The organism is Sulfitobacter sp. THAF37 (assembly GCF_009363555.1).
Taxonomy (GTDB): Bacteria; Pseudomonadota; Alphaproteobacteria; order Rhodobacterales; family Rhodobacteraceae; genus Sulfitobacter.
The window spans coordinates 82,763-109,301 of record NZ_CP045374.1; the positions used below are offsets into that span (position 1 = coordinate 82,763).

Annotated in this window: 27 protein-coding genes; 23 read left to right on the top strand and 4 right to left on the bottom strand. The window is 61.6% G+C overall.

Annotated elements, in window-relative coordinates; genetic code table 11:
* The first annotated feature begins 466 nt into the window (after positions 1-466).
* From FIU94_RS18320 to cls, 8 genes are all read left to right on the top strand, one after another.
* Positions 467-1,459 (top strand): glycosyltransferase family 2 protein, encoded by a 993-nt coding sequence (locus tag FIU94_RS18320; protein WP_152467271.1) that lies wholly within the window; start codon positions 467-469, stop codon positions 1,457-1,459.
* Positions 1,431-3,128 carry a hypothetical protein gene (locus tag FIU94_RS18325; protein ID WP_152467272.1) on the top strand — a complete coding sequence of 566 codons (1,698 nt, stop codon included), beginning with the start codon at positions 1,431-1,433 and terminating at the stop codon, positions 3,126-3,128. The genes FIU94_RS18320 and FIU94_RS18325 overlap by 29 nt, the downstream gene beginning before the upstream one ends.
* Positions 3,125-4,315, top strand: a complete 1,191-nt coding sequence (locus FIU94_RS18330) for a glycosyltransferase (RefSeq protein WP_152467273.1) — start codon at positions 3,125-3,127, stop codon at positions 4,313-4,315. The genes FIU94_RS18325 and FIU94_RS18330 overlap by 4 nt, the downstream gene beginning before the upstream one ends.
* Before the next feature lie 3 nt (positions 4,316-4,318).
* Positions 4,319-5,161 carry a bifunctional 2-polyprenyl-6-hydroxyphenol methylase/3-demethylubiquinol 3-O-methyltransferase UbiG gene (locus FIU94_RS18335; protein ID WP_152467274.1) on the top strand — a complete coding sequence of 281 codons (843 nt, stop codon included), beginning with the start codon at positions 4,319-4,321 and terminating at the stop codon, positions 5,159-5,161.
* A 2-nt stretch (positions 5,162-5,163) separates the two neighbouring features.
* Positions 5,164-6,069, top strand: coding sequence for a hypothetical protein (locus tag FIU94_RS18340; protein WP_152467275.1), 906 nt, complete (start codon positions 5,164-5,166; stop codon positions 6,067-6,069).
* A gap of 88 nt (positions 6,070-6,157) precedes the next feature.
* Complete coding sequence (locus FIU94_RS18345; RefSeq protein WP_172975956.1) at positions 6,158-7,096, top strand: phosphatase PAP2 family protein; 939 nt, start codon at positions 6,158-6,160, stop codon at positions 7,094-7,096.
* A 186-nt stretch (positions 7,097-7,282) separates the two neighbouring features.
* On the top strand, positions 7,283-7,963 hold the full coding sequence (locus FIU94_RS18350; RefSeq protein ID WP_152467277.1) for an endonuclease/exonuclease/phosphatase family protein: 681 nt from the start codon (positions 7,283-7,285) through the stop codon (positions 7,961-7,963).
* Between the two features lie 179 nt (positions 7,964-8,142).
* A complete protein-coding gene (gene cls, locus FIU94_RS18355) occupies positions 8,143-9,576 on the top strand; it encodes a cardiolipin synthase (protein WP_152467278.1) in 1,434 nt (477 codons plus the stop codon).
* 23 nt (positions 9,577-9,599) lie between these two features.
* On the opposite strand, the gene FIU94_RS18360 is transcribed toward cls, so the two are convergent.
* The gene (locus FIU94_RS18360; RefSeq protein ID WP_152467279.1) at positions 9,600-10,499 is read right to left on the bottom strand and encodes a LysR family transcriptional regulator; all 900 of its coding nucleotides are present in this window, start codon (positions 10,497-10,499) and stop codon (positions 9,600-9,602) included.
* Between the two features lie 121 nt (positions 10,500-10,620).
* Between FIU94_RS18360 and FIU94_RS18365 the strand changes: the two genes are divergently transcribed.
* The 8 genes from FIU94_RS18365 to FIU94_RS18400 all read left to right on the top strand — a co-directional run bounded on the left by FIU94_RS18365 (position 10,621) and on the right by FIU94_RS18400 (position 18,611).
* Positions 10,621-11,409: a 5-oxoprolinase subunit PxpA gene (locus tag FIU94_RS18365; protein WP_152467280.1), complete on the top strand. Its 789-nt coding sequence runs from the start codon at positions 10,621-10,623 to the stop codon at positions 11,407-11,409.
* A gap of 18 nt (positions 11,410-11,427) precedes the next feature.
* On the top strand, positions 11,428-11,661 hold the full coding sequence (locus FIU94_RS18370) for an acetyl-CoA carboxylase (RefSeq protein WP_152467281.1): 234 nt from the start codon (positions 11,428-11,430) through the stop codon (positions 11,659-11,661).
* A gap of 1 nt (position 11,662) precedes the next feature.
* Positions 11,663-13,042, top strand: coding sequence for an acetyl-CoA carboxylase biotin carboxylase subunit (locus FIU94_RS18375; protein ID WP_152467282.1), 1,380 nt, complete (start codon positions 11,663-11,665; stop codon positions 13,040-13,042).
* Positions 13,039-13,914, top strand: a complete 876-nt coding sequence (locus tag FIU94_RS18380; protein ID WP_152467283.1) for an allophanate hydrolase subunit 1 — start codon at positions 13,039-13,041, stop codon at positions 13,912-13,914. The genes FIU94_RS18375 and FIU94_RS18380 overlap by 4 nt, the downstream gene beginning before the upstream one ends.
* The gene (locus FIU94_RS18385; RefSeq protein WP_152467284.1) at positions 13,904-14,875 is read left to right on the top strand and encodes a biotin-dependent carboxyltransferase family protein; all 972 of its coding nucleotides are present in this window, start codon (positions 13,904-13,906) and stop codon (positions 14,873-14,875) included. The genes FIU94_RS18380 and FIU94_RS18385 overlap by 11 nt, the downstream gene beginning before the upstream one ends.
* A gap of 79 nt (positions 14,876-14,954) precedes the next feature.
* Positions 14,955-16,034, top strand: a complete 1,080-nt coding sequence (gene torT / locus FIU94_RS18390; RefSeq protein WP_152467285.1) for a TMAO reductase system periplasmic protein TorT — start codon at positions 14,955-14,957, stop codon at positions 16,032-16,034.
* Positions 16,035-16,098: 64 nt separating this feature from the next.
* Positions 16,099-17,601, top strand: a complete 1,503-nt coding sequence (locus FIU94_RS18395; RefSeq protein WP_152467286.1) for a sugar ABC transporter ATP-binding protein — start codon at positions 16,099-16,101, stop codon at positions 17,599-17,601.
* On the top strand, positions 17,598-18,611 hold the full coding sequence (locus FIU94_RS18400) for an ABC transporter permease (RefSeq protein ID WP_152467287.1): 1,014 nt from the start codon (positions 17,598-17,600) through the stop codon (positions 18,609-18,611). Before FIU94_RS18395 ends, FIU94_RS18400 begins: the two co-directional genes overlap by 4 nt.
* A gap of 34 nt (positions 18,612-18,645) precedes the next feature.
* On the opposite strand, the gene FIU94_RS18405 is transcribed toward FIU94_RS18400, so the two are convergent.
* Complete coding sequence (locus FIU94_RS18405; protein WP_152467288.1) at positions 18,646-19,167, bottom strand: CoxG family protein; 522 nt, start codon at positions 19,165-19,167, stop codon at positions 18,646-18,648.
* A 13-nt stretch (positions 19,168-19,180) separates the two neighbouring features.
* Positions 19,181-19,576 carry a cytochrome c family protein gene (locus tag FIU94_RS18410; RefSeq protein WP_152467289.1) on the bottom strand — a complete coding sequence of 132 codons (396 nt, stop codon included), beginning with the start codon at positions 19,574-19,576 and terminating at the stop codon, positions 19,181-19,183.
* A gap of 168 nt (positions 19,577-19,744) precedes the next feature.
* Between FIU94_RS18410 and pqqA the strand changes: the two genes are divergently transcribed.
* From pqqA to FIU94_RS18440, 6 genes are read left to right on the top strand one after another with little or no spacing between them, the layout of a single operon-like run.
* Positions 19,745-19,852, top strand: coding sequence for a pyrroloquinoline quinone precursor peptide PqqA (gene pqqA, locus FIU94_RS18415; protein ID WP_152467290.1), 108 nt, complete (start codon positions 19,745-19,747; stop codon positions 19,850-19,852).
* A gap of 13 nt (positions 19,853-19,865) precedes the next feature.
* On the top strand, positions 19,866-20,753 hold the full coding sequence (gene pqqB, locus FIU94_RS18420) for a pyrroloquinoline quinone biosynthesis protein PqqB (protein ID WP_152467291.1): 888 nt from the start codon (positions 19,866-19,868) through the stop codon (positions 20,751-20,753).
* On the top strand, positions 20,750-21,493 hold the full coding sequence (pqqC, locus tag FIU94_RS18425) for a pyrroloquinoline-quinone synthase PqqC (protein ID WP_152467292.1): 744 nt from the start codon (positions 20,750-20,752) through the stop codon (positions 21,491-21,493). Before pqqB ends, pqqC begins: the two co-directional genes overlap by 4 nt.
* Positions 21,493-21,771, top strand: coding sequence for a pyrroloquinoline quinone biosynthesis peptide chaperone PqqD (gene pqqD, locus FIU94_RS18430; protein ID WP_152467293.1), 279 nt, complete (start codon positions 21,493-21,495; stop codon positions 21,769-21,771). The genes pqqC and pqqD overlap by 1 nt, the downstream gene beginning before the upstream one ends.
* Entirely contained in the window at positions 21,755-22,840 is a 1,086-nt protein-coding gene (gene pqqE / locus FIU94_RS18435) for a pyrroloquinoline quinone biosynthesis protein PqqE (protein ID WP_152467294.1), read from the top strand. The genes pqqD and pqqE overlap by 17 nt, the downstream gene beginning before the upstream one ends.
* 16 nt (positions 22,841-22,856) lie before the next feature.
* The gene (locus tag FIU94_RS18440) at positions 22,857-23,561 is read left to right on the top strand and encodes a VWA domain-containing protein (protein WP_254702681.1); all 705 of its coding nucleotides are present in this window, start codon (positions 22,857-22,859) and stop codon (positions 23,559-23,561) included.
* Here the strand turns inward: FIU94_RS18440 and FIU94_RS18445 are convergent.
* A complete protein-coding gene (locus FIU94_RS18445; RefSeq protein ID WP_152467295.1) occupies positions 23,558-24,334 on the bottom strand; it encodes an ABC transporter permease in 777 nt (258 codons plus the stop codon). The two genes, FIU94_RS18440 and FIU94_RS18445, sit on opposite strands and share 4 nt — an antisense overlap.
* 108 nt (positions 24,335-24,442) lie before the next feature.
* Between FIU94_RS18445 and FIU94_RS18450 the strand changes: the two genes are divergently transcribed.
* Positions 24,443-26,539, top strand: coding sequence for a 4Fe-4S binding protein (locus FIU94_RS18450; RefSeq protein WP_152467364.1), 2,097 nt, complete (start codon positions 24,443-24,445; stop codon positions 26,537-26,539).

The window sequence follows — 26,539 nt, forward strand, 5'->3', positions numbered from 1 at the left end:
TAAAGCATGAAAAAGCGCCGCGGCCTGAAAGGCGCTTCTCCGCATCACCCCGCCAGCCGAGGCCGATCTTATCTCCGAAAGCGGGGACTGGACACCTCTGCGGCGCTGAAAATCTTTGAAGATGTGGCGCTTTTGTCGTTCGTCATGCGGGCGGGTCTGTATCCCTTGATCCTGAAATGGGGGTGAGCGCCGACTGGCGAAAAAGGGACGGAACCCGACCACCTGGCGAAGCCAATTTCAAGGAGCTCCGGATAAAACGAAAATATATCAGATACTTAGCTATTTTTCGTGCGATTCGGGTTGAGCAGTAAGGGGTAAAGCCGGACAAGGCAGGCGACGTGAAAACAATGCGTGGCGTGGCCATCTATTCGCGGACCTATGCGACAGGACCCCGAATTTGCGCCTTATTGCCCAATTTCTGCCCCACTAGCCTGAAAAACACGATCAAGCTGAGTGGGAGCAGAATATGAAACTGATCGTCCAGATTCCGGCCTGGAATGAAGAAGAGACCCTTGCGGAATCCATCGCGGCGGTGCCGCGCCGGATACGCGGCGTTACGAGCGTAGAGGTATTGGTGGTCGACGATGGGTCAACCGACCGCACTGTCGAGGTGGCAAAACAGGCCGGCGCCGATCACGTCCTCCAGATGAGCAGCCATGTCGGCCTTGCCCGTGCCTTTCTGGCCGGGATCGAGGAATGTCTGACCCTTGGGGCCGACATCATCGTCAATACCGACGCGGACAACCAGTATTGTGCCGACGATATTCCGGCCCTGATCGAACCGGTGCTGGAACGGCGTGCGCAGATCGTCGTCGGTGCCCGCCCGATCAGCGAAATCGAGAGCTTTTCGCCGGTCAAGAAGGTCCTGCAGCGACTGGGCAGCTGGGTCGTGCGCGTGGCCAGCGGCACCGACATTCCCGACGCACCCAGCGGATTCCGCGCCTACGCACGCGATGCCGCCGCCCGGCTTTGCGTGGTGAACACCTACACATATACGCTGGAGACAATCATTCAGGCCGGTCGCAAGCGGATACCGATGACTTCTGTTCCGGTGCGGGTGAACACGGTGAAACGCCCCTCGCGACTGTTTCGCGGCATGGGCCAGTATATCATGCGCTCGGTCAAGACGATCCTGCGGGTCTTTGTGATCTACGCGCCATTGCGGTTCTTCATGACCCTTGCGAGCTTCTTTTTGCTGCCTGCGCTGGCCGGTGTCGGACGGTTTGTCTATTTCTACGCCACCGACGGCGGCGCGGGCCACATTCAGTCTCTGGTCCTGTCGGGTGCGTTTCTGGCCGTGGCGACGATCCTTTTTGCCGTCGGTATCCTGGCCGATCTGATCGCCGCGAACCGCAGCCTGCTGGAAGACATTCGCGCCCGCGACCTGCTGCGCCAGCCGCAGCGCCCGCGCCAAACCGGCAAGGTCATCCATGCCGTCGATTTCGCCGATGCATCCTGAAGGCATTTCCCTGCCGTCGGCTGCGCAGGTTCAGTCCATCAGCGCCGATGACATTGGCCGCACCGCGATACGGCTGGTGATCCTGTGCATGCTGGTCGCCATGGCCGGCATGAGCTGGACCCGGAACGTGAACTGGGACGAGTTCTATTTCCTTTCCCATGTCCATGCCAATCTGGACGGTCGGCTGGACCGGCCGCTTCAGACCGTTTTCGTCCATGCTTTCGGCTGGTTGGCAGATGTGTCCGGCAACGAGGTCGATCAGATCGCAATCGCCCGCCTCGTCATGCTTGGCTTCTTCGTCGCAAGCTGCCTGGCCCTGCACCGGATTGCGGTGACGCTCGCGGGGGAACGATCCGCGGACATCGCGGTGCTGGGCTTTGTCACCTCCGGGTTTGCCATTGCGCATGGCTCCAGCTTTCGTGCCGATCCCATGGCGGCGGGGCTCTTGATGTGCGCCCTGGCGTTCATGATGACCACGCGCATGGGCCTTTTGCATATCCTTGTCTCTGCGGTGCTCTGTGCCCTTGCGCTGCTCGTCACGGTAAAGTCCGCACTCTATCTGCCGGTCTTTGTCGGTGCATTGGTGTGGCGCCGGACCGACCCCGGCATCGTGTTGCGTTGCCTTGCCGCAGCTCTGCTGGCGCTGGCAATCGCCGCTGTGGGGTTCTTCTGGCACGCCTCCGGCATCACGCCCGCCGAGGGGGCGGATACGACGACCAACCTCGGGGATGCCGCGCGCATCTCGATCGGGGGCAGCGGTCTGCTGCCCCGTTGGCCCGAAGCGTCCCTGTGGCTGATGTTCAGTCTGGGCGCCGTGCTGCTGATCTGTGCCGGATTTCTGCGTGCGCCCGGTGCGCGGTTGAAAGTGGTTTTGTGGTGCTTCGCCGTGCCTGTCCTGTCTGTCGTGGTGTACCGTAACGCCTTTCCCTATTTCTTTCCCTTTGCGGTGCCGCCGCTGATGGTTGCCGTCGCGGTGGGGGCACGGGCGGTGAAGGGGGGGCTGATCCGCAAGCTCGCCCTGGTGCTGATGATCGCAAGCGGTCTGATCCAGACCCAAAGAGCCCTGGCCGAGCGCAACGCGGACCAGCACGCCACCATTGCCGAAGTTCACCGGCTGTTTCCCGAACCGGTCACTTACATCGACCAGAACGGCATGATCGCAAGTTTCGACCGACAGGGGTTCTTCATGTCGACCTGGGGTATCGTGACCTATCGCGCGGCGGGCAAACCCGTCTTTGCCGATCTGATCGCCGACAATCGTCCGCCCCTGTTGCTGACCAACCGGGCCGAGCTTTACGCGGCGCTGCGGCCCGAACAGGGTGATCGCCGGTTGCTGGGATTGCTGGCGGAGGATGCGCGGACCCTGCGCCAAAGCTATGTGCACCATGCCGGGGTGATCTGGCTCGCGGGGCAGGATGTGACAATCGAAAACGGCAGGGCGACGGCGGAAATGCCTTTTGCCGGGACCTACCGGGTCGAGGCGGACACGCCGGTCATGATCGGCACCACCGAGGTATCCCGTGGCGACGTGGTGACGCTTGGGGGCGGGGGCACCGAAATCCGCGGCCCGGAAGGTGCCAAAGTGCGACTTATCTGGAACACCGCCCCCGGAGCCGCCCAAATCTCATTGCCTGAAACCGGGCTATATGCTGGTTTCTGGCGGCTATGACACAGATCGCCACACCTCTTGCCGCATGTGCGGTCCCCCGTGACATCGCGCGCGCCGCGGCGTCGGATCAGCCGTTGCGCGTGGTCCTCTGGGGCAGTTACGATCTGGGCAAACCGCGCACGCGCATCCTGCGTGAGGGCCTTGTCGAGGCCGGCGCCGAGGTGACGGAAATCCACGCGGACATCTGGAAAGCGGACGCGGACAAGAGCCAGTTGAGCCGCGCGCAGATGGCGCTGCGCCTGCTCAGCCTGCTGCTGGCCTATCCGGTATTGATCGTTCGTTACCTGCGCGCCCCGCAGCACGATCTGGTGATCGTTCCCTACCTGGGCCAGTTCGATGTGATCGTGCTGTGGCCCTTTGCCAGGTTGCGGGGGCGGCCCGTGGTGCTGGACCTGTTCCTGTCGCTTTATGATACCGTCGTGAACGACCGGAAGATGGTGCCATCCGGCGGGTTTGTCGCACGGTGCCTCAGGACGCTAGAGCGTCTGTCCTGCCGCGCCGTGGATACCGTGCTGCTGGACACCGAAGTTCACGCCGCACGGATTGCGCAGGTGTTGGGACTGGACCCGGAGAAATTCGATGCCGTGCCCGTGGGCGTCGAACCGGGGGCCTTTGCCCATGTCGCGCCGCATGTGCCTCATGAGGGCCGCACGCGCGTCCTGTTCTACGGTCAGCTCATCCCGCTGCATGGCGTGGAAACGATTCTGGCCGCCGCCCTGTCCGAACGGGGGCGGCAGTACGATTGGCACATCATCGGCAGCGGCCAGGACCGGCCGCGTGTCGCGCATGCCCTTGCCGCCGAGAAATCCGATCATGTCAGATGGGACGACTGGGTGCCTTACGCGGAGCTCGCCCAGGCGATCGAGACCACCGATATCTGCCTCGGCATCTTTGGCACCTCAGACAAGGCCGCCGGGGTCGTCCCCAACAAGGTCTATCAGAGCCTGTTTGCCGGCAGGGCGGTGATCACCCGCGACGGCCCCGCCATGCGCGAGGTTTTTGCGCAGGCCGACCCGGCGCTGCAGCTTGTTCCCGCCGCTGACCCCTTTGCCATTCTCGATGCGATCGACCGCCTCAGGTCGGCTGGTTTTCCGGCCATGCACCGCGACAGGCTGGAGGTCGCGCAGCCTGCCCGGATCGGTGAAATCCTCTGCGCGAAAATCGCGCCCCTGGTCGGAAGGACCTGACAGATGAGTACAGCAGGTGTTTGCGCAATGGATCGGCTGACCCCCTCTGATGATGCTGTCTGGCACCGCAGTTATGGCCCGGCCTTGCCGACCCACAACTGGGTTCCGGCGCCGCGTTACCTGCTGCGCCGGGCCCGCGTGCTGCATCACATTGCCGCTATCGCCCCCTGCCGCGTGGTCGACATTGGCTGTGGCCCTGCGGCGCTGTTGGCCGAACTGGCCGCGAAAGGTTTCGATGCCGTCGGCGTCGACCGCGCACAGCCCGCGCTCGATCTTGCGGCACGGCTTGCTGGCCCCGGCAGCCCGATGCGCCTGCAGGCGGAGCTGGATCCCGACTGGCGCGGCAGCTTCGATCTGGCCATGTCGTTCGAAGTCATCGAACACCTCGAAGAAGACGTGCAAGCCATGGCCGAATGGCGCGAATATCTCAGACCGGGGGGGCGGATGATCCTGTCCACCCCCGCGCACCCGTCGCGCTGGAACGCGGCGGATGTCTGGGCCGGTCACGTGCGGCGCTACACCCGAACAGGTCTGACAGAGGCCATCACCAGCGCGGGTTTCACCATTGAAAAGTTCGAATGCTACGGCTTTCCCCTGGCCAACGTGATGGAGGTCCTGCGCGCCCGCGCGTATGGCAAGGCGCTGGAACAGGCCGCGAAATCCGACAAATCCGCCGATGATCTGACCGACGAAAGCGGCAGCGACCGGTCGGTTGAAAGCCGTTTCTGGAAGCTGTTCGCCTCCAGGCCGATGGCGGCGGCCATGGGGCTGGCGGCCCAGCTTCAGCGTCCGTTTCTGCAGACCGATCTGGGGAACGGCTATCTGGTCGTGGCCCGCAAGACCTGATCATGAAACGCGCGCTTCGCCTCACCGGGACGGTTCTGGCGCTTGGCTGGATCGGCTGGCTGATCGTGCAGCAGGCTCCCCATCTGCCCGTGCTCGACCCGTCCTCCGTGACGCTCTGGGCTGGCGTGTCGCTGGCCCTGTGCTGCTATGTGATATCCCAGTTCGCTGCCGCCGAAGCATGGCACCGCATCCTGCTGTTCTGGCAGGTGACCATTGCACCACGCCGCGCCCGCAGCCAGCCGCTGGTATCCCAGATCGGCAAGTACATTCCCGGCAATGTGGCGCATCTGTTCGGTCGTCTGGTGATCGGCCGCCGCGACGGTTTGACAACCGGCGTTCTGGCCGCGTCGATGGTGTTCGAGATCGGCTTTACCCTCGCCGCCGGGTTTGCCGTGACCGCCGCGCTCCTGTTGGTCCTGCCGGACACCCTGCCTGTTCTCGCCCAAGAGTTTCCGCGTGTCGGGACCTGGCTGAACCCCCCGCTGATCGCGGGCGCGTTGATCGTCGCGGGTGCGCTCGGGGCTGCGGTGTTGAAACGCAGGTTGCGCAAGCTGGACATCCCGCACCCCGGTCTGCGCCAATTGCTGGGGCCCTTTGCCTTTCACGTGACGACCTTTCCGATGCTTGGCCTTTCGCTGTGGGCGACGGCACTGGCCGTCAGCCCGGATGCAGCGCCCGGTCTGGTGACCTGCATCCTCGTCTTTGCCTTTGCCTGGGTCCTGGGGTTTGTCATGCCGGGCGCGCCGGGGGGCATCGGGGTGCGCGACAGCATCATCGTGCTGGGGCTTGCCGCCAGCGTCGGCGAAGGGTCGGGGCTTGCCATTGCGCTGCTTCACCGCGCCCTGTCGGTTCTGGGGGATGTGGCTGTTTTTGGTCTGGGTTGGCGAATGCGTCACGAGAAAACATGACGTATTTCCATAAATGGACCGCTGCCTGCCACATTCTTGGCCAGTTTATCCGTCATCAACGGGTAGAAAGGGGCAAATGGGGCCATCCATGACTGACGCGCGCATCATAGAGCAATCGGGTTCGTTCCCGGCGCCATTGAGAAACGGCGAAATCAAGTATCTGTCGCTGGGTCTGGCGGCATTCGTGGCGGTGGTGGTCCTGTCCTTCTGGCGGTCGCAGGCCATTGACTGGATGAGCTTTCTCAACATCTATGGGGCCGCCCTTGGCCTGCTGGGGATCGGCATCTACCTGAGAGCCTGCAAGAACGCGGAACGCTTTGCCTGCATCACGGTCGCACTGGCCGGCTATGCGCTGTTCGGCGTGTCGATGGGTATCGTCTTTCACATCTACATGCCGCGACCAGAGCCGGTGCTGGACGAATTCCTGCTCGGGTTCGATCATTACTTTGGCTACCATTGGCCCGATGCGGTGGCCTGGCTGGCGCGGGAACATGCCTGGCTTGGCCGGGTGCTGAGCCATATCTACCTGAGTTCCTTTGCGCAGCTTATCCTTGTCATCGTCCTGCTGGGCGCGACCGGGCGGGCGTCGCGGCTCGACATGCTGCTGCTTACCGGAATGATCGGGCTATTCCTGACCTTCGTGGTCTGGCAGATCTTCCCGAACTTCAGCATGGGCATCCATTATCCCATTCCGGCAGAAGCCGAACAGGCGATCCGCCTGGTGACCAATACCAGCTATGGTCAGGCGCTGAAGGAGGCCGCGCTGAACGGGATACCCGTGATCTCGAACGAGACGATGCAAGGTGTGGTGGCGTTTCCGTCCTATCATACGGTCATGGCGTGCCTGACGGTGTGGTTCGCCTTCCGCACCGTGGCGTTCTGGCCGATCGTGATCCTGAACATCGCCATGATCCCGGCGATCCACATCCACGGCGCGCATCATATCCTGGACTTCGTCGGCGGTGTCTTCGTTTTCTTCGCGGCCCTTTATCTGGCAGGGCTGTTCCTGAATTCCGGAAGGCGTTGACCGGTCTTCGGTAGGGTCCGGGTGAAACCGGATTTCCCGCGCGGCCCCGCTGCCCTATCATCTGCTGCGCAGACCTTTGCCAAGAGATGAGCCAGCCCCCGTGTCCCAGACCGCATGTCGTGATGAATTTGCTTTGTTTTCCGCTTTGGCCGCGGTGATCACGGGGGGCGGGACGCCGCAGCACGAATGAGGATCGCGAGCTACAATATTCGCAAGGCGGTCGGGCTGGACTGGCGCCGCGACCCCGCGCGGATCGTCGCGGTGCTGGCCGAGATCGACGCCGACATCGTGGTTCTTCAGGAGGCCGACAAGCGGATCGGGCGGCGGGCAGGCGTGCTGGGCGGGGGCAGTCTGGCCCAGGCGGGCTACCGCATCGCGGACGTGGCGCTGAGACCCGATAGCCACGGCTGGCACGGCAACGTCATCCTTTACCGTGACGCGCTGTCGCTGGCCGAAACCGGTCGGGTCGCGCTGCCGACACTGGAGCCGCGCGGGGCGGTGCGCGCCCAGTTCGACCGGCCTGGGCTTGGGGTGATCGGCGTGCATCTGGCGCTGGCGGGGGCGGTCAGGCGGCGCCAGATGGCGGTGCTTGGGGCGCATGGGGCGGCGGCGCGGACGCCGCTCATCGTTGCCGGGGATTTCAATGAATGGCGCAGGGGCGATGTTCCCGCCGGGGCGCGGGCGATCGTGCCGGGCAAGAGCTTTCACAGTGCGCGGCCGGTGGCGGCGCTGGACCGCTTTCTGCTTTTTGGTCCGGTGCACGCAGGGGCGGCCTGGGTCCACCGGTCGGCGCTTGCCGCGCGGGCCTCGGACCACCTGCCCATCGTGCTGGACTTTGACCCCGAAGAGCCGTCGGCAGGGTCCTGATCCTGTTTGCGATGGGTGTTGCGCGCAACGCGGCTGCGCTGCCGGGCGGGCAAGAGCGGCCTGAGCAGAAGGCTGGCGGGGCGGAACAATCACGGATAAGACATGAGTCTACAGGCAACACCGGGTGGTGTGGATCATATGTCCTTTGGTAGCGACATCGCAGTCACGCAGGGCCCTTGATGGCGGCGCTTCTGCTTGCCCTTCATGTGGTGACCGTCATCGGCTTTACGCTGCGCATCCTGCTGCGCGATGATCTGTCGCCACAGGCGCGGCTGGCGTGGTTTATCATCCTGGCGGTGCTGCCCTATGTCGGGGGCATCGTGTACTTCCTGTTTGGCGAGATCGACCTCGGGAGCCGGGCGAACAGGCGTCACGGCGAAGTCTTTGACCAGATCCGCGCCAAGGCGTCCCATCTGATGGGGACGCCGGACGCTACCGAGCGACTGATTGATCCGCTTTACCGGACGGCCTTTCGTTATGCGGGGTCGATCAATGGTTTTCATACGGTCGCGGGAAACCGCGCCGAACTGATGGCCGACGCGGCGGCCACGCAGGCGCATCTGATCGCCGATATCGAGGCGGCCCAAAGCCATGTTCACCTGCTGTATTACATATGGCTGGAGGACCGGACCGGTACGGATGTCGCACGGGCGCTGATCCGCGCCGCACAGCGGGGCGTGACCTGCCGGGCGATGGCAGATGGCCTTGGGTCACGGGCGTTGATCAGGTCGCCCCTGTGGCAGCAGATGAAAGATGCGGGTGTGAAGATGGCGGTCGCGTTGCCGATGGACAAGCCCCTTCGCACGATGCTGACCAGCCGCATTGATCTGCGCAATCATCGCAAGATCACGGTCATTGACGGCAAGATCACCTACTGCGGCAGCCGGAACGCTGCCGACCCCGAGTTCTCGATCAAGGCGAGATTCGCACCCTGGGTCGATATCATGCTGCGCCTCGAAGGGGCGATCGTCGCGCAGAACGAGCTTCTGTTTCTGAGCGACTGGATGCAGGCGACCGGCGAAAATCTGGATGGGTTCACGCTGGCTTCGAACCCGATCGAAGGTGGTTTTCCCGCATTGGTGATGGGGGACGGCCCGACCGAACGCCGCAGCGCCACGCCGCAGCTTTTTTCCGCGCTCATCGGCTGTGCCGAGAAGGAGCTGACGCTTTCGACCCCGTACTTCGTGCCGGATGCGACGGTTCTGGATGCCTTGTGTTCCGCCGCCCATCGTGGCGTCGCGGTGACGCTGATCTTTCCCAAGCTCAACGACAGCTGGATTGTCGCGGCGGTGAGCCGAAGCTATTACCGCAGGCTGCTGTCAGCGGGATGCATGATACACGAATTCAAGGATGGCCTCCTGCATGCCAAGACGCTGGTCGTGGATGCCAAGGTGACCCTGGTCGGGTCATCGAACCTCGATCTGCGAAGTTTTGATCTGAACTATGAGAACAATATCGTTCTGCAGGATGAGGGCGTGACGCGCGCCGTCCGTGACCGCCAGCGGGATTACATCGCCCGGTCGGATCCCGTGACGCTGGATCTGGTTGCCGCATGGCCCCGGCATCGGCGCATCTGGAACAATGTCATCGCGACGATTGGCCCGGTGCTGTGATGGCATTGCCCTGATCCAATGGATCACGCCGAGAAGGGTGAATTGAATGCCTTGTGGAAATAGGCATAGATCATGTCCATCTGAGGCGAGAATGCAGCACCCCGCCGCCAGGCAAGACCGACATCCATGGTGGGCACAGGTGTTCCAGGCAAAACCGTGGCGATCCGCTTTCCTTCAAGCGACCAGGGCCGATAAACCATGTCGGTCAAGATGGTGATGCCCTGGCCATTGGCCACCATGGACCGCACCGCTTCGATTGAACTGGTTCTCAGGCTGATGCGCGGCTGTGTCGCCTGCGAGCTCCAGTATTTCATGGCGGTGTTGGCGGCTTCATCGACGGTCAGAAGGATCATCTCTTCTTCCGCGATCTCTTCAAAGCTGATGCTGCGGCGCTGTTCGAACCGATGCCCGCTTGCGACCCAGAGCCGTCTGGTGGATCGCAAGAGTGTCTCGCTGTCCAGACGCGCATTCGTGATGTTCGACGTCAGCATTACGGCGACGTCAAAGCGGTCTCCGAGCAGTCCTTCCTCGATGCTGTCGCGGTTCAGTTCATGCAGTTGTATTTCGAGATTCGGGTGCAGGCGCCGCAGCCGATCCAGATGATACGGCAGAAAATACCCCATCACGGTATAGCTGGCGGCGATGCGAATGGTCCCTGACGAGTCCGTATCGCGATGGCGCAAGTTCTTTGCGTCTTCCAGCTTTCCCAGGATGACATAGGCAGATGCCAGCAGTTCGCGACCGGCATCCGTCAGGTCCATGCCCTGCTGCGTCCGGTGGAACAGTTTGGCGCCCAGGGACGCTTCGAGATCCCTGATTGCCGTCGTCACGGATGATTGCGAAATCGACAGCGCGGTCGCCGCTCTGCTGACCTGGGCCGTCTCGGCCGTGGCGACGAAGTACTTTAATTGCCTTAATTTCATGCATCTGCGTCCATTGGTTCATTATCGGATTTTCCGATAAATGTGCCCCGGAAAATTCAATTTTACAAACATTGAATCGCGCAGCATCCTTTCCGAAACGGTAAATTTCTGGGGTGTCGCGATGCGCAAGGTTATCGATCTGAACTGCGATATGGGAGAAGGTTTTGGTCACTGGAGCTATGGGGACGCGCCTGACGAAGAACTGATGGCGCTGATCAGTTCTGCCAATATCGCAACGGGTTTCCATGCGGGCGATCCGAATTCGATGAACAGGATGGTGTCGCTGGCCAAGGCGCACGGTGTCGCATTGGGAGCCCATCCCGCCTACAAGGATCTGCAGGGCTTCGGCCGTCGCAAGATTGTCGCCACGAACGAAGAGCTGGTCAACGACATCCTCTATCAGGTCGGCGCGATGCGCGAATTCGGACGGCGGCACGACATGCCGCTGCAGCACGTCAAACCCCATGGGGCGCTCTATATGGAGGCGGCCTCGAACGAGGATCTGTCCAGGCACCTGGTCGAGACGCTGCAGGCCACGTCCCCCGATCTGATCCTCTACTGCATGGGACCGGCGTTGACCTATGATGTCGCCAAACGGCATTCGCATCCGGTCGTGCGCGAGTTCTTTGCGGATCGGGATTATGGCGATGACGGCATGATCATCTTTACCCGGAAGGGGGCCGCTGCCGATCCGGAGGCGATCGCACAGAAGTGTCTGCGCGCCTGCCAGGAAGGCAAGGTCGAGACCGAAAGCGGCAAGGTCGTGGATGTGGCGTTTGAATCCATCTGCGTGCATTCCGACACGCCGGGTGCGGTAGAGACCCTCACGGCGATCCGAAAGACGCTGACAGACAACGGTATCCGCATCGCGTCGGCGCGCGACGTGCTGGCAGAGAACGCCAGCGATTAATCATAAGGAGAAACACTCATGGCAGATATTCAAGCACCCGTTCCGGGCACGTTCTACCACAAGCCGTCGCCGGAAGACCCACCGTTCAAATCCGAAGGTGACAAAGTCGCCACTGGCGAAACCATCGGCCTGGTCGAGGTCATGAAGTCCTTCATCGAGGTTCAGGCCGAAGCCGATGGCACCTTTGGTGGCTATGCGGTCGAGAATGAAGCGGCTGTATCAGCGGGCGACGTTCTGGCGACGTTGAAGTAAGATGGACATCAAACGCCTATTCATCGCGAACCGGGGCGAGATTGCCGTGCGGATTGTGCGCGCGGCGCAGGGCCTTGGCATTCATACCATTCAGGCGCATTCCGAAGCCGATGCTGAAATGCTGGCGGCAAGGATGGCGGACGAAGCTGTCTGCATCGGCCCGCCGCCGGCGTCGAAAAGCTATCTGAACGTCGATGCGGTTGTGCAGGCGGCAAAAGATGCCAACGCGGACGCCGTGCATCCGGGCTACGGGTTTCTGGCGGAAAGCCCGAAATTCGCCCGCGCGGTCGAGGAGGCCGGCATGATCTTTGTCGGCCCATCCGCCGATACGATCCAAAGCATGGGCGACAAGGTGTCCGCCCGTCAGGCCGCGGAAAAAGCCGGTGTTCCCCTGGTGCCCGGCTCGGACGGTCGGGTGGATGACATGGACAAGGCCGCCCATATCGCCCAGCAGATCGGCTATCCGGTCATGATCAAGGCAAGCGCCGGTGGGGGCGGTCGCGGTATTCGCATCGCCGAGACGCCGGAGGAGCTGAAGAAACTTGCACCACAAGCGCGGCAAGAGGCGGAGGCCGCCTTTGGTGATGGTGGGATCTATATCGAAAAGGTCATCACGGAGCCGCGCCATGTCGAGGTGCAGATCTTGGCGGATGGCACACGCGCGGTTCACTGCTTTGAGCGGGAATGTTCGCTGCAACGCCGGCGTCAGAAGGTCTGGGAGGAAGCGCCTGCCTTTGACCTGCCCGACGCGACACGGGCCGCCATGTGCAAGTCGGCCGTCGATCTGGCCGAGGCCGTGCAATATCGCGGGGCAGGTACGGTCGAGTACCTTTACGACAGCAGGGATGACGCGTTCTATTTCATCGAAATGAACACGCGCATTCAGGTCGAACACCCCGTGACCGAAATGGTCACCGGTCTGGACCTCGTGGCCATGATGATCCGCGTTGCTGGCGGCGAGCCTCTGACGGTAGAGCAAGAGGACATCACGCTGAAGGGTCACGCGATAGAGGTTCGGCTGAACGCCGAAGATCCGCTGAAGAAATTCATGCCGTTTCCGGGTGTCGTGGGCAAACTGGAGCTGCCCGAAAGCGACGGTATCCGGCTCGATCATTTTCTCTACGAGGGCTACCAGATTCCGCCCTTCTACGATTCTCTGATCGGGAAGCTGATCGTGCACGCGCAGGACCGCGAAGCCGCCATCGACAAGATGCAGACGGCGCTTGAGACAATCGAAATTGGTGGATTGAAAACCACCATACCGCTGCACAAGGCGCTGGCGACTTCGCCGGATGTGCGCGCGGGCCGCATCCATACGCAATGGCTGGAGCCATGGCTCGATGCGGGCAACCTTGCTGATCAGACAGGAGGAGCAACGTGAAGACACGATATTCATACGGCGGCGATGAACATATTTTCGTCGAGATGGACGAGGAAATGTCGCTCGACGCCTTCTTTAAGTCCCTCGCCATGAGCAACGCGGCGCGCGATGCGGACATTGAGGGCGTGCGGGAAATCTGCCCTGCGAATGCGTCCTTTCAGGTGCGCTATGATCCCGAGGTGATCGCGCCAGAAGATATGATGGCCAAGCTCAAGGAGCTGGAGGAAAAGGCGATCAACGCTGAAAAGCGGCTGGAGACACGTATCATCGAGGTACCGGTATTCTATCAGGATCCATGGACCCATGATTGCGTCATGCGGTTTCGTGAACGTCACCAGGACCCCACCGGCACCGATCTGGACTATGCCGCGCGGATCAACGGGTACGACAGCGTCGAGGCGTTCATCGAGGCGCATCATTCCGCGCCCTGGTTCGTGTCGATGGTTGGTTTTGTGTCCGGTCTGCCGTTCCTTTATCAGCTCGTCGAACGCGAAAAGCAGATCGAGGTGCCGAAATACCTCAAGCCGCGTACGGATACGCCAAAGCAGACTGTCGGATATGGCGGGTGTTTTTCGTGCATCTATTCGGTGCGGGGCGCGGGCGGCTACCAGATGTTCGGCATCACGCCGATGACGATTTTCGATGCCGACGAAGAGGTGAGTTACCTGAAGGATTTCATGGTGTTCTTCCGCCCCGGCGACATCGTGAAGTTCAAGCCCATCGACCGCGACGAATACGACAGGATCGTCAAAGAGGTCGAAGAGGGCACCTATGAACCCCGGAGCGCATCCGTGATCTTCGATCTGGAAGATTTCAACGGCGACATCGAAGCAACCAATGCCAAACTGATGGAGGCCCTCAATGACGTTTGAAGTTGTCAAACCCGGCCTGCTGACCACGATTCAGGATCTGGGTCGGCCCGGATATTTTCACCTGGGCATTCCCGAAGGCGGCGCGATGGACCGTGCGGCGATGCGGATCGCGAACATGCTGGTCGGCAATCCCGAGGATGCCGCCGGTCTGGAAGCGGTCTTCATGGGGCCGGAGCTGAAGTTCAACGACGATGCGCTGGTCGCCATCGGTGGCGCGGAAATGCCTGTTCTGGTCGATGGGCAAGAGCGCGACTGCTGGTCCTCCTTTACGGTCAAGGCGGGCCAGACGCTGAAGTTCGGTTATCTGAAAACCGGTGCGCGCATTTATATCGCCATCGCCGGCGGTATTGATACGCCGCCCGCTCTTGGCAGTCGGTCGACCTATCCGATTGGCGCGCTTGGCGGTTTCGAAGGCCGCGCCCTGGCCGCCGGAGACACGGTGCCGGTGGGGCAGGCCACGTCAGCCGCAAAGGAACGCGCGCTGGATCGTACGCTGCTGGCAGAGCTGCCCAAGCCGGTAGAGCTGCGCGTATTGCCGGGGCTGTACTGGCACCGGCTGACGGAAGGGTCGCAAAAGCAGTTCTTTGATGATGAATGGAAGGTCGCGCCCGAAGCGGACCGCATGGGGTATCGCTTTCGCGGGGGCAACCCGATGGAATTCGTGGAGCGTGAACAGCCTTTCGGCGCCGGATCGGATCCGTCGAATATCGTCGACGGATGCTATTCCTACGGGTCCATCCAGATCCCCGGCGGGTCCGAACCGATTGTTCTTCATCGCGACGCGGTGTCCGGTGGGGGATATTTCACCATCGGCGCGATCATCTCTGCCGACATGGATCTGATCGGTCAGCTGCAGCCGAACACACCCGTCAGATTCAAGCAGGTCGATATGCAGGCGGCGCTGAGCGCACGCAAAGAGCGCACGGCCCGGCTCGACAAGATCCGGAGCGCGCTCAGCTAGGGCGCGGCCGGACACGACGTAAGCCAACTAAAATGGCGGCCACAATGATCGCCAATAAACTCAAGGGGAGTTACGAAAAATGACGAAAACACTGAAAAAGCTCACGCTCGGCACGGCATTGGCGGTCGCAGGTCTGCCTGCCGTCGGTTTCGCGCAAGAGACCTGGTTTCCCTATGAAGCCGAAGAAACGACGCCCGCGTTCGCCGCGGACGGGGAACGCACGCCCATCACATACGAGGCTTTGGAGAAGGCGTCGCAGGCCTGGGACATCTGTGCGGTGTTGCCCCATATGAAGGACGCCTATTGGCTTGGCGTTGATTACGGCCTGGTCGAAGAGGCGCGCCGTCTGGGTGTCAAACTCAACGTGACCGAGGCTGGTGGCTATACCGAACTGGCGAACCAGATCAGCCAGATCGAGGACTGCGTCGCGGGTGGTGCGGATGCCGTCATCGTCGGCGCGATCTCCTATGACGGTCTGAATTCGGTCATCTCCGAAGTCGCGGGGCAGGGCATTCCGGTTATCGACGTGATCAACGGCGTGTCTTCGCAGGATATCGCGGGCAAGGCGCTGGTGTCGTTCAACACGATGGGCTCGGAAATCGGCAAGTTCCTCGCCGAAAAGCATCCGTCCGGGAGCGATGAAGTCACCGTGGGCTGGTTCCCGGGTCCGGCGGGTGCCGGTTGGGTTGAAGCCGCGAACACCGGTTTCATGGCCGCCGTCGAGGGGAGCGCCGTCAAGGTGCTTGAGCCCCGCTATGGCGACACCGGCAAGGAAGCACAGCTGAAACTTGTGGAGGACGTCCTGCAGGCCAATCCCGATGTCGACTATATCGCGGGGACGGCGGTGACTGCGGAAGCCGCACAGGGTGTGATCCGGTCGCGCGGTCTGATGGATCAGACGGGCATTCTGGCGTTTTACCTGACGCCAGGTGTCTGGACCGGGATCGAGCGTGGGTTCATCACCGCGGCGCCGGCGGATTCCATGGTCATTCAGGCGCGTATGGCTGTCGATCAGGCGGTGCGCATCCTCGAAGAAGAGGACGTGGTCAAGCATGTCGGCCCCAAGATATTTGTGGTGAACCAGGACAATATCGCTGATCTGGATCGCAGCACCGTGCTGCCGCCTGAGGATTTCTCGCCCGTTTTTTCGGTCGAATAATCGCCAACTCATGCGCCGGGCAGGTTCGTCTGCCCGGCACACCTCAAAAGTGATCTTTCCCATCATGCCGAACATTCCCGTCATTCAGACCAAGGGCCTGACGCGTACCTATCCGGGGGTCGTGGCGTTGGATCATGTCGATTTCGATGTGAAGGAAGGCGAAGTTCATGTGCTGTTCGGCGAGAACGGCGCCGGTAAATCGACGCTCATTTCGCTGCTGGCGGGGGCCAATACGCCCAGCGACGGCGAAATCCTTGTCGACGGACAGCCGGTTCGCTTTTCGTCGGTCTCGGATGCGCAGGCGGCCGGCATTTATACTGTCTTTCAGGAATTTTCCCTGATCCCGACGATGACGGTGGCCCAGAACATGTTTCTGGGGCGCGAGCCCGGGATCGGGCCGTTCACACATCACGGCGAAATGCGACGCAAGGCGCAATCGCTGATCGACCAGCTTGGCTTTGATGTTCCTGTCAACGCGCCGGTGGCGCAGCTGTCGCGCGCGCAGCAGCAGATGGTGGAAATCGCCAAGGCCTTCCATGGCACGCCAAAGGTGCTGATCCTGGACGAACCGACGGCGTCGCTTACCGATCGCGAGGTGGACCATCTGTTCAAGACGATCCTGAAGCTGAGAAAGCAGGGCGTTGCAGTCATCTACATCTCGCACCGGATTCACGAATTCGAACGCATCGCCGACCGTGTCACGGTTCTGCGTGACGGGGCCTATATCGGCACGACGGCGATGAAAGAGACCGACGAGGCAACCCTGGTCGAGATGATGGCGGGGCGTGCGATCAAGGATATTTACCCCGATATCCCCCATGACCCCGAAGATGTTCTGCTGAGCATTGACGCATTGCATTCCTGGGGCGTCCGGGGTGCATCCCTGGAAGCAAGACGCGGTGAGGTGCTGGGTATCGCGGGGCTTGTCGGTTCAGGAAAGTCGCGCATGTTTCGCGCGATCATGGGCCTGCAGAAAATTCGCAGCGGCAGTGTCAGCTGGAAAGGCAAGGATCTGACCGCGACGGCAACGCGCGACGTGATCGGGGCGGGGATCTACTACCTTTCCTCGGACCGCAAGAGTGAAGGGCTCGATCTGGCGAAGTCCTCCTGGCAGAACCTGAACATCGACCTGATGATGGGACGCGAAGCGCGGGGCCCGATGATCCGCCCGCGGGCGTTGCGGACGACCGCAGCCGGGATTTTCGAGACCGTCGAGCTGAAGGAAAGTTACCGCCCGAAACCTGTCGCGCAACTGTCGGGCGGCAACCAGCAGAAGGTGCTTTTCGCCAAGAGCTTTGGTCATGACGCAGATCTTTTCATCTTTGACGAGCCGACTGTCGGTGTCGATATGGGCACCCGTGCAGCCCTGTACCGGCTGATCGCCGATATCGCGGCGTCAGGCAAGGCGGTGATCGTCGTCTCATCCGATCTTCCCGAAGTGCTGAACCTGTCACACCGCGTGCTGGTGATGGCCGAAGGGCGGATCACCGCTGAACTGACCGGCGAGAAGCGGACAGAAGACAATGTCCTGCGCAACTTTTTCAATGAGACCGGAGAGACCGTATGACAACCGCTCAGACCGACGACGGACCCAAGGACAACCTTCTCAAGCGGCTGTTCATCCGGCTTGGGGTTCTGCCTTTTTTCCTGTGCATCGCGGTTGTGGTATTCGCGATCCTGTCGGACCGTTTTCTGACCCTTCAGAACCTAGTCAATGTCGGGCGGCAGTCCGTCTATCTGATCCTCGTGTCCCTCGGGCAGATGCTGGTGCTGATTTCCGGGGGTTTCGACCTGTCGGTCGGGACGGTCATCGCGCTCAGCTCGGTCATCTCGGCCACGGTCATGGTGGCGATGGCGCCGATTTTCCCGGATGCGATCTGGCTGGCGATTGCCATCGGCGCATTTGCGGGCTTTGGGGCGGCCCTGATCGTGGGTGGCATCAACGGTATCGGGGTTGCGGTGTTCGACGTGTCGCCGTTCATCATGACGCTGGGCGTCTCTTCGGTGGGGGCCGGGCTTGCCCTGTTCCTGACAGGGGGCATTCCAGTGTCCGGTCTGCCGTTCGAGTTCGGCAACGTCTTTGGGTTTGGTCGGCTTTGGGGGATACCCGTGCCGGTGGTTGTCGCCCTCCTATGCATCGCCGTGATGTGGGTTTTCATGGCCCGTACCCGGCTGGGCGCGCAGGTCTATGCCGTTGGTGGCAATATCAAGGCCGCACATCTTTCGGCGATCAACACCAAGCGCACGCTGATGATGGCCTATATCCTATGCTCTCTGATTGCGGCGCTGACGGGTCTTTTGCTGACCGCCCGCGTCGAATCCGGCGAAGCCAATCTGGGCGGCACAATCGCGCTTGAATCCATCGCGGCCTGCGTCATCGCCGGCGTGTCGCTAAGAGGAGGGCTGGGGCGCGTTGAAAACGTTGTCCTGGGCGGTTTTTTCATCATCCTGGTCCAGAACGGCATGAACCTCGCGCAGGTCAGTTCCTACATGCAGATGGTGTTGCTTGGTGCGCTGCTGATCCTTGCGGTGATCTTTGACCAGCTTCGTTTCCGCATGATCATGAGCGGAAGATGAGCCGGGCAGCAAAGCGCACGGCATCGACCTCGGATCAGCCTTTCAGTCTCTGGAACCAGCCTTTCGGCTTTGCCGGTTCAGCCTCCGCTTCCGCACCGGCAAGCGCGGCTTCGTCTGGCCCGCCGACGGCTTCCTGAAAATTGGAAAAGAACTGATCGGCCATTTTCTTGGCAAACCCGTCGATGATCCGGCTGCCAAGTTGTGCGAGCTTGCCGCCGACCTTGGCCTCGACTTCGTAGTGCAGGATCGTCTGGTCGCCGTCCGCTTCCAGACGGACGTTCGCGCCGCCCTTGGCAAATCCGGCGGCACCGCCCTTGCCTTCGCCGGTGATGGTCAGACTTTCGGGACGGTTCATATCGGAGAGCTGCACTGCGCCCTTGAAGGTCGCCTTTACCGGGCCGACCTTTTGCACCACCGTTGCCTCGAACCCGTCCTCGGGCGAGCCGGACATTTCCTGACAACCCGGCACACAGGCTTTGAGCACTTCCGGGTTCAGCAGAGCCGCGAAAACGGTCTCGCGGTCAGCATTGATGGTTTTGGTATCACTCAGGTTCATCTTTGATGTCCTTTCAATTTTCCGACACGGCTTCGAATTGGGCCAGATAGGCGATCACATTCGCCGCATCCGCTTCCTTGCGCAGGCCGGGAAAGGACATCTTGGTACCCTTGAGGAATTCGCGGGGTTTGGTGAGGAATGCAGCGAGCGAGGCTTCGTCCCAGATGAGCCCTGTTTCGGCAGCTTCCTTCATCGCTTTGGAATAACCGAAGTCCGGGGATGCGCCCGCTGCGGCACCGACAATACCGTTCAGGGCTGGGCCGGATTTGTCCTTGGCCTCCGGCCCGACCTCATGGCAGGCTCGGCATTTTCGAAAGACCTTTTCGCCTTTTTCGGCGTCGCCCTCTGCAAGGGCTGACAGGGGCATGGTCAGGATGGCGGTGGTCAGAAGACTTTTGAGTAAGCGCATGAACGGACCTTTTGATTGTGCGCTGCATTTGTAGGTTCTCGGCTGGTGCCGATCCATTAGACGTTGGTCTTTTGGACTAAAGTGCCGGGTGTTACATAGTCCTAAAGTCGCATATTTAGAGATGCCGATTCCCGTTAGGGTGTGGCGAGTAACAGGGAGGAATATGCAATGGCGTGGAACAAACCTAAGGCGCGCGAAATCAAGTGCGGCATGGAGATCAACATGTACGGTCCCGGTGAGGACGATGATCGTGACGCCGGTCGTGAACTGATCTGATCACACCACAGACATGAAACTGGTGATACTTGGGGCAGGCGCCGGCGGCGGGCTGCCCCAATGGAATTGCGGCTGCAGGAATTGTGCGGACGCCCGCGCCGGATTGATCCCGCGGATGACACAATCCTCTGTCGCGGTGTCGCCCGATGGGAGAGACTGGGTCGTCCTGAATGCCTCTCCTGATATCCGCAGCCAGTTGGACAGGACGCCGCAGTTGCACCCGCGTGGTCTGCGCGACACGCCGATTGCGGCCCTGGTGCTGACCAATGGCGACATTGATCACATCGCCGGTGCGCTGACCTTGCGGGAAAAGACGCCTTTTACGGTCCATGCGACGGCCAGCGGCCTCGACATTCTGAACAGCAATTCCGTGTTCGGCGTTCTGGACCCCGAGTTGGTAAAACAACAACGGATCGAACTCGATGCCAGCTTTGAACCTGTGCCCGGTCTGACCATCACGCCGTTTGCGGTGCCCGGCAAGGTTGCGTTGTTTCTTGAAGGTGATGAGTTGAACCTTGAAGAGGTTGGCGAGCAGACGGTGGGTCTGATCCTGGAAAGCGGCGGGCGGCGGGTGGCCTATGTGCCCGGATGCGCTGCGATCCCCGATTGGCTGAAGCGGCGTTTGCAGGGGTTCGATCTGTTGCTTTTTGACGGGACGGTCTGGAACAACGACGATATGCAGCGCACCGGTACCGGCGAAAAGACCGGGGCGCGGATGGGGCATGTGCCGCAGAATGGTCCGCTCGGCAGTCTTGAGCGGCTGGCAGATATCGCAGGTCGCAGGATGTACATCCACATCAACAACACCAATCCGATTCTGCAGCCTGACAGTCCCGAACGGGCATCGGTGCTGGCGGCCGGTTGGGAGATTGCCAGTGACGGGATGGAGATCACATTGTGACAGACACGCCCGACAGCCCGGCAGATTTCGAGGCCCGCTTGCGCGCCGTCGGAGAACGCCAGTACCACGACAAACACCCGTTTCACGATCTTCTGCATTCCGGCGGCTGCACCCCGGATCAGGTGCGCGCCTGGGTGATCAACCGTTACTATTACCAGACCCGGATCCCGATGAAGGACGCGGCCTTCATGTCGCGTGTGAATGACCCCGACCTGCGCCGCATCTGGCGCTCCCGGATCGAGGATCACGATGGCCGTACGCCCGGAGAGGGCGGCATCGCACGGTGGCTGAAACTGGCCGAAGGCGTCGGGCTTGACCCCGATTACGTGCGGTCGGAGGTCGGCATTCTGCCCGCGACCCGATTTGCGGTGGATGCCTACGTGCGGTTCGTCCGGGACGAACCACTGCTGCCGGCGGTGGCCTCGTCACTGACCGAGCTGTTTGCCCCGGCCATTCACAAGAACCGTATTGCGGGCCTGCTGGAACATTATGATTTCGCGAATACCGATACCCTGTCCTATTTCCGGAACCGTCTGACCGAAGCCCCGAAGGACGTGGCCTTTGGCCTGCAATGGGTGATGGACAACGCCCGTACCCGCGCCGATCAGGACGCCGCCGTGGCTGCGCTGACCTTCAAGACCGAGGTGCTTTGGGCGCAGCTTGACGCGCTGTGGTCCGCTTATGTCGAACCGGGGCGCATTCCGCCCGGTGGCTGGCAGCCGGGCCAGGGGCTGGGCTGATGCAGCGCGATGATGTGCCTTTTCTGCCCCGCGGCGTGCGGACCCATTTCGACAAGGTGCGGGATACCGAAGTCCTGCTGGGCCCTGAGCGCGTCTTGATGCTGGATCAGGTGGGCGTGGCGGTGCTGGGGCAACTGGACGGCGCCGCCGACCTTGCGGACATTTCGCGGGCTTTGGCACAGGTCTATGACGCGCCGCTGGATGTGATCGAACCCGACGTGATCGCTTTCGTCAAGGATTTGGTCGAGAAAGGGATGGTGCATGTCAAACCGCGTTGATCCGCCGATGGCGATGTTGGCGGAACTGACCCATCGCTGCCCGCTGGCCTGCCCCTATTGCTCGAACCCGACCGAGCTGATCGCGAAGGACAAGGAGCTTTCGACCGAAGCCTGGGCGGATGTGTTCCGTCAGGCCGCCGCCCTTGGTGTGCTGCAACTGCATTTGTCCGGGGGAGAGCCTGCCTCGCGGCGCGACCTGGTCGAGCTTGTCGTGGCTGCGCGTGAGGCGGGGCTATATACAAACCTGATCACCTCGGGCATCGGATTGACGGAACGTCGCCTGAAGGCGCTGGACGAGGCCGGGCTTGATCACGTGCAGCTGTCGCTGCAGGGTGTCACCGCCGCGATGGCGGACCGGATCGGCGGCTACGAAGGTGGTTTTGACCGCAAGATGCATGTGGCCGAGGTGATTGCCGACATCGGCTTTCCGTTGACCCTGAATGCCGTGATGCACCGGGCAAATCTCGACGATCTGCCCGCCACGATCCGGATGGCGCAGCGCCTTGGCGCGCGGCGGATCGAAATTGCTTGCGTGCAGTTCCAGGGCTGGGCGCTGGTCAATCGCGCACAACTGCAGCCAAGCCGGGCGCAGGTCGATGCGGCGAAGGTGACGGTGGCGAAAGCCGTGGAAGAATTGCGCGGCGAACTGGTGATCGACTTCGTGCCGCCGGACTATTATTCCGACTTTCCCAAGGCTTGCATGAATGGCTGGGGCTCCACGGGCCTGAACGTCACGCCGGATGGTACGGTTCTGCCCTGTCACGCGGCCGAAACGATCCCGCATCTGACATTCGATACAGTGCTGAACCAGTCGCTTTCGGAACTCTGGTACAACAGCCCTGCGTTCAACGCCTATCGTGGCACCGACTGGTTGCCGGATCTGTGTCAGGCCTGTGAACGTCGGGATATAGATTTCGGCGGTTGCCGCTGTCAGGCGATGGCGATCCTGGGCAATGCTGCGGCCCCAGATCCGGTCTGCCGCAAGTCCGAAGGCCGTGCGGTGCTGGATGCGCTGCTGGAGCAGGACATACACGCGGTTTCAGCACCCGAGTACGTCTATCGGGGGTAGCGGGAGTGGCAAGGTCATGGTGTTTTCCGGTGTCTGGGTGCGGACGGTTTCTGCGGCTGCGGCGCTGTCACTTGTGGCGGCCCCGCTCGTTGCGGATTGTACAGAGGATGCGATGATCGTCTTTGACGGATCCGGGTCGATGGCCGAGACCGGGTTCAACCAGATCGGGGAACCGCGCATCTTTGATGCCCGCCGTGCGATGCGTTCGGTCATGCCGCAGATTGCCCCGAACCGGCGGATCGGGCTCATCATTTACGGGCCGGGCGCGGCGACGGAGGTCTGTTCCGGCATAGACCTGAAGTTTGCCCCTCGTCCGGATGCCGCGTCATCCATCATTGATGCCATCGAAGGGTTGCAGCCCGAGGGCAGGACCGCCCTGACCGACGCGGTCGGCCTCGCGGCGCGAACCCTAGATCACACCCGCAAACCGGCAACCATCGTGCTGGTGACCGACGGCAAGGAAACCTGCGGCGGACAGCCCTGCAGGCTTGCAACCGAAATTGCCGCCGAGGGTGTGGCGACCACGGTGCATGTGATCGGTTTCAAGGTGCGGGGCGAACATTTCGGTTGGGACAGCCAGGGCGTGAGCGGCTACAACAAGACGATCAGTATCGCTGAATGCCTCGCCACCGAAACCGGCGGGGAATATGTGGACGCAGAGACTGTGGATGAACTTGTCGCCGCGATGGAACGCACCCTGGGCTGTGCGCTGCTTTACTAGCTCTTCCGTGCTGCGGTCCCCAGTCGCCAGCGGGTGGCGCGGGTTTCTATCGTGCTGATCAGGGTCACTTCGAGAAGGAGCATGAAGGCCACGAAGCTAAGCGCATAGGCCAGCACGTAACCGGTCTCGAAAAGTTGGAAATAGAGGTGGATCTGAAAGCCGATGCCATTGCTGCGACCCAGGAATTCCACCACCAGCACGATTTTCCATATGATTGCCAGCCCGTTGCGCACCGAGGCCGCGAAGTAGGGCCAGAGTTGCGGCAGGATGATGTAGCGCAGCCGCGTCAGGGGCGCCATTCGGAAAACCTGCGCCATGTCGCGCACTTTCGGATCCAGCGCATGCATCCCCTCCCGCAGGGATACGGCGACCATCGCTGTCTTGTTCAGTGCGACCGCTGTGATTGCGGCCACCTCGTTAAGGCCGATCCACAGGTAGCAAAGCACGATCACCACCAACGCCGGGATGTTCAACAGAAGCACGACCCAGGTTGACAGCCATCGGTTGACCCGGGCGTTGGCCCCCATTGCGATCCCGAGGACGATGCCAATGCCCAAGGCCAGCAAGAACGCCGCTGCGACGCGCAGAAGGGTGGCGGTGAAATGATGCGGCAGAACCCCGGACGCGGTTTCCTTCAGAAAGATCTGCCAGACTTCTGCCGGGTCAGGCAGCACGGCGGGGTCATCCCCAAGCCACGCCGCAATCCACCACAGGGCGGCGAAGCCGACCAGCGACAGGCTCACTGCTTTGATATCGGCGGGCGTGCGGTTCATGTCGGCTGTCAGCCTTGCATGGAACCGCGCCGACCGCACAGAAGTATTACCAAGGTTCAGACCAAGGTCGCATAGGGCGGGGCGCTGGCTCGGCATAGGCTACCGATGATGAAGGTCTTGGGAAAGATAACCGCGGTGCTGCTGGCGGGGCTGCTATGGTGCGCGGGCATCGCTGCCGCGCAGGATGGTCCCTTGCCGCGCGACGTTCTGGAACCCTATATCGTACCGCCCATGAGCCTGGGCGAACGGATCAATGACAAGGGTGTCTGGCAGTTGCTGAATTCAGGGGGCGCCGAGGCGGGCTATGTCTTTGAGACCGAGCCGATGGCGCCGCTCCCGGGTTTTTCCGGGGCTTCGATCAACATGCTGGTGGTGCTTGATCTCGATGGCAGGTTTCTTGACGTCCAGCTGATTTCGCATAACGAACCGATCTTTGTCTCGGGTCTGCCGGAGAAGTTGTTCTATGACTACTTCAAGCAATACCGCGGACATTCTATTTCCGACACGCTGGTCGTGGGGTCGCCCTATGGCGGTGCTGCCGAAGGATCGGCGCTGGTCTATCTCGACGGAGTGACAAAGGGCACGGCATCTGTTCGGATCGCGCACGAAAGCATTCTGGCCGCGACACTGCAGGTCGCACGCGAAAAAATGAGCGGTGTTTCCACCGGTCCGCCTGCCTATCCCGACCGCGACTACCGGGAGACGCTGAGCTGGGACGATCTGGTGGCCGAGGGCATTGCCACACGCAAGATTGTGAGCAATGCCGAAGTTGACGCAGCCTTTGCGGGCACGTTGTGGGAAGACGACGATCCAGAGGCGAAAGAGGCGCCAGAGGCACCTTACCTCGATCTATGGGTGATCGACATCGGCGCGCCCTCGATCGCGCGGGCGGTGCTGAGCGATGGCGCGTTCGAAGAGTTGCAGAACTTTCTGGAGATTTCCGACACCGACGAACCCGTGCTGCTGATCGAGACGGGCCGACACGGGCTGGTGACCGAAGATTTCGTGCGCAACACATCACCCGACCTGATCAGCGCCGAACAGGGGGGGTTTCCCATCGCCTTTCGGGACAGCGATATTTATGTCGACCTGAACGACGATCTGCCCGAAGCCTTGCATGACGGCGCCGCGCTGATCCTGCGGACGGACCGGCGGCTGGGATTCGATCCGACATCGGAATGGACGCTCAAGATAGACGCGCTGCGCGAACACGGAAGCTTTCAGCCTGAGATAGGCTCGGTCACCCTGACCTCCACCCACCGTGTGCCAGAGCGGTTCTATTCCCGTCCGGAGGTCATCAAGCCCGCCCCGCCCTGGGTCGAAGCGCTGCGCAATCGCGCGGTTGATCTGGTTGCGCTGACGGTGTTCCTTGCGGGGCTCATTGGGCTACTGCTGTTCGGCATGAACCGGCTGGCGGGGCATCGGTTCTTCACACCGTTCCGGTTGGGGGTGTTGGCGGTGGTGCTGGGTTTCATCGGCTGGTGGGGGCAGGGACAACTTTCCATCGCGACACCCCTTGCCGTGGCACGGACCGCGCTGGACGGCGGCAGTCTTGCCTTCCTGCTTTACGATCCGTTCTCATTGCTGATCTGGGCGGTGACGATTGTGGGTTTTGTGCTGTGGGGCAGGGGGCTGTTTTGCGGTTGGCTGTGCCCGTTCGGGGCGATGCAGGAATTTGCCCATCATCTGGGCCGGTTGCTGCGCCTGCCGGTGATCAAACCGCGGGGCGTCTGGGATGCGCGGCTGAAGCTGTTGAAGTATGGGGTGTTGGCCGGTCTGGTGGTGCTGCTGTTCGGCGCGCCCGCCGCGCTTGACAAGGCGATCGAGGTGGAACCGTTCAAGACCGCCATAACCACTTATTTCGTGCGCGAATGGTATTACGTGGCCTATGCGGTGGCGTTGCTGCTGTTCTCAATGGTGCTGTTCAAGGGCTTCTGCCGTTATCTGTGCCCGCTGGGAGCCGTGATGGCGATCGGTGGGCTGATCCGTGGCCGCGACTGGATCGCGCGCAGGGCAGACTGCGGGTCGCCCTGCCAGTTGTGCCGGGTCAAATGCAACTACGGGGCGATCAAGAAGACCGGGGAAATCCAGTATTCGGAGTGTTTCCAATGCCTTGATTGCGTGGCTATCCATGATGATCCCGCCCGTTGCGTGCCGCTGGTGCTGGCCGCCAAAGGGCGTGGACGGGAGTTGGCGGCAGAATGA

What these genes read in the sequence shown, in the direction of transcription:
- FIU94_RS18445 (WP_152467295.1), bottom strand. Translation starts at nt 24,334, where the DNA reads ATGAACCGCACGCCCGCCGATATCAAAGCAGTGAGCCTGTCGCTGGTC.
- cls (WP_152467278.1), top strand. Translation starts at nt 8,143, where the DNA reads ATGGCGGCGCTTCTGCTTGCCCTTCATGTGGTGACCGTCATCGGCTTT.
- FIU94_RS18325 (WP_152467272.1), top strand. Translation starts at nt 1,431, where the DNA reads ATGCCGTCGATTTCGCCGATGCATCCTGAAGGCATTTCCCTGCCGTCG.
- FIU94_RS18400 (WP_152467287.1), top strand. Translation starts at nt 17,598, where the DNA reads ATGACAACCGCTCAGACCGACGACGGACCCAAGGACAACCTTCTCAAG.
- FIU94_RS18370 (WP_152467281.1), top strand. Translation starts at nt 11,428, where the DNA reads ATGGCAGATATTCAAGCACCCGTTCCGGGCACGTTCTACCACAAGCCG.
- FIU94_RS18360 (WP_152467279.1), bottom strand. Translation starts at nt 10,499, where the DNA reads ATGAAATTAAGGCAATTAAAGTACTTCGTCGCCACGGCCGAGACGGCC.
- FIU94_RS18440 (WP_254702681.1), top strand. Translation starts at nt 22,857, where the DNA reads ATGGTGTTTTCCGGTGTCTGGGTGCGGACGGTTTCTGCGGCTGCGGCG.
- FIU94_RS18385 (WP_152467284.1), top strand. Translation starts at nt 13,904, where the DNA reads ATGACGTTTGAAGTTGTCAAACCCGGCCTGCTGACCACGATTCAGGAT.
- pqqB (WP_152467291.1), top strand. Translation starts at nt 19,866, where the DNA reads ATGAAACTGGTGATACTTGGGGCAGGCGCCGGCGGCGGGCTGCCCCAA.
- FIU94_RS18320 (WP_152467271.1), top strand. Translation starts at nt 467, where the DNA reads ATGAAACTGATCGTCCAGATTCCGGCCTGGAATGAAGAAGAGACCCTT.
- torT (WP_152467285.1), top strand. Translation starts at nt 14,955, where the DNA reads ATGACGAAAACACTGAAAAAGCTCACGCTCGGCACGGCATTGGCGGTC.
- FIU94_RS18450 (WP_152467364.1), top strand. Translation starts at nt 24,443, where the DNA reads ATGAAGGTCTTGGGAAAGATAACCGCGGTGCTGCTGGCGGGGCTGCTA.
- pqqD (WP_152467293.1), top strand. Translation starts at nt 21,493, where the DNA reads ATGCAGCGCGATGATGTGCCTTTTCTGCCCCGCGGCGTGCGGACCCAT.
- FIU94_RS18330 (WP_152467273.1), top strand. Translation starts at nt 3,125, where the DNA reads ATGACACAGATCGCCACACCTCTTGCCGCATGTGCGGTCCCCCGTGAC.
- FIU94_RS18350 (WP_152467277.1), top strand. Translation starts at nt 7,283, where the DNA reads ATGAGGATCGCGAGCTACAATATTCGCAAGGCGGTCGGGCTGGACTGG.
- FIU94_RS18410 (WP_152467289.1), bottom strand. Translation starts at nt 19,576, where the DNA reads ATGCGCTTACTCAAAAGTCTTCTGACCACCGCCATCCTGACCATGCCC.
- FIU94_RS18405 (WP_152467288.1), bottom strand. Translation starts at nt 19,167, where the DNA reads ATGAACCTGAGTGATACCAAAACCATCAATGCTGACCGCGAGACCGTT.
- FIU94_RS18365 (WP_152467280.1), top strand. Translation starts at nt 10,621, where the DNA reads ATGCGCAAGGTTATCGATCTGAACTGCGATATGGGAGAAGGTTTTGGT.
- FIU94_RS18340 (WP_152467275.1), top strand. Translation starts at nt 5,164, where the DNA reads ATGAAACGCGCGCTTCGCCTCACCGGGACGGTTCTGGCGCTTGGCTGG.
- FIU94_RS18335 (WP_152467274.1), top strand. Translation starts at nt 4,319, where the DNA reads ATGAGTACAGCAGGTGTTTGCGCAATGGATCGGCTGACCCCCTCTGAT.
- FIU94_RS18395 (WP_152467286.1), top strand. Translation starts at nt 16,099, where the DNA reads ATGCCGAACATTCCCGTCATTCAGACCAAGGGCCTGACGCGTACCTAT.
- pqqE (WP_152467294.1), top strand. Translation starts at nt 21,755, where the DNA reads ATGTCAAACCGCGTTGATCCGCCGATGGCGATGTTGGCGGAACTGACC.
- FIU94_RS18375 (WP_152467282.1), top strand. Translation starts at nt 11,663, where the DNA reads ATGGACATCAAACGCCTATTCATCGCGAACCGGGGCGAGATTGCCGTG.
- pqqA (WP_152467290.1), top strand. Translation starts at nt 19,745, where the DNA reads ATGGCGTGGAACAAACCTAAGGCGCGCGAAATCAAGTGCGGCATGGAG.
- FIU94_RS18345 (WP_172975956.1), top strand. Translation starts at nt 6,158, where the DNA reads ATGACTGACGCGCGCATCATAGAGCAATCGGGTTCGTTCCCGGCGCCA.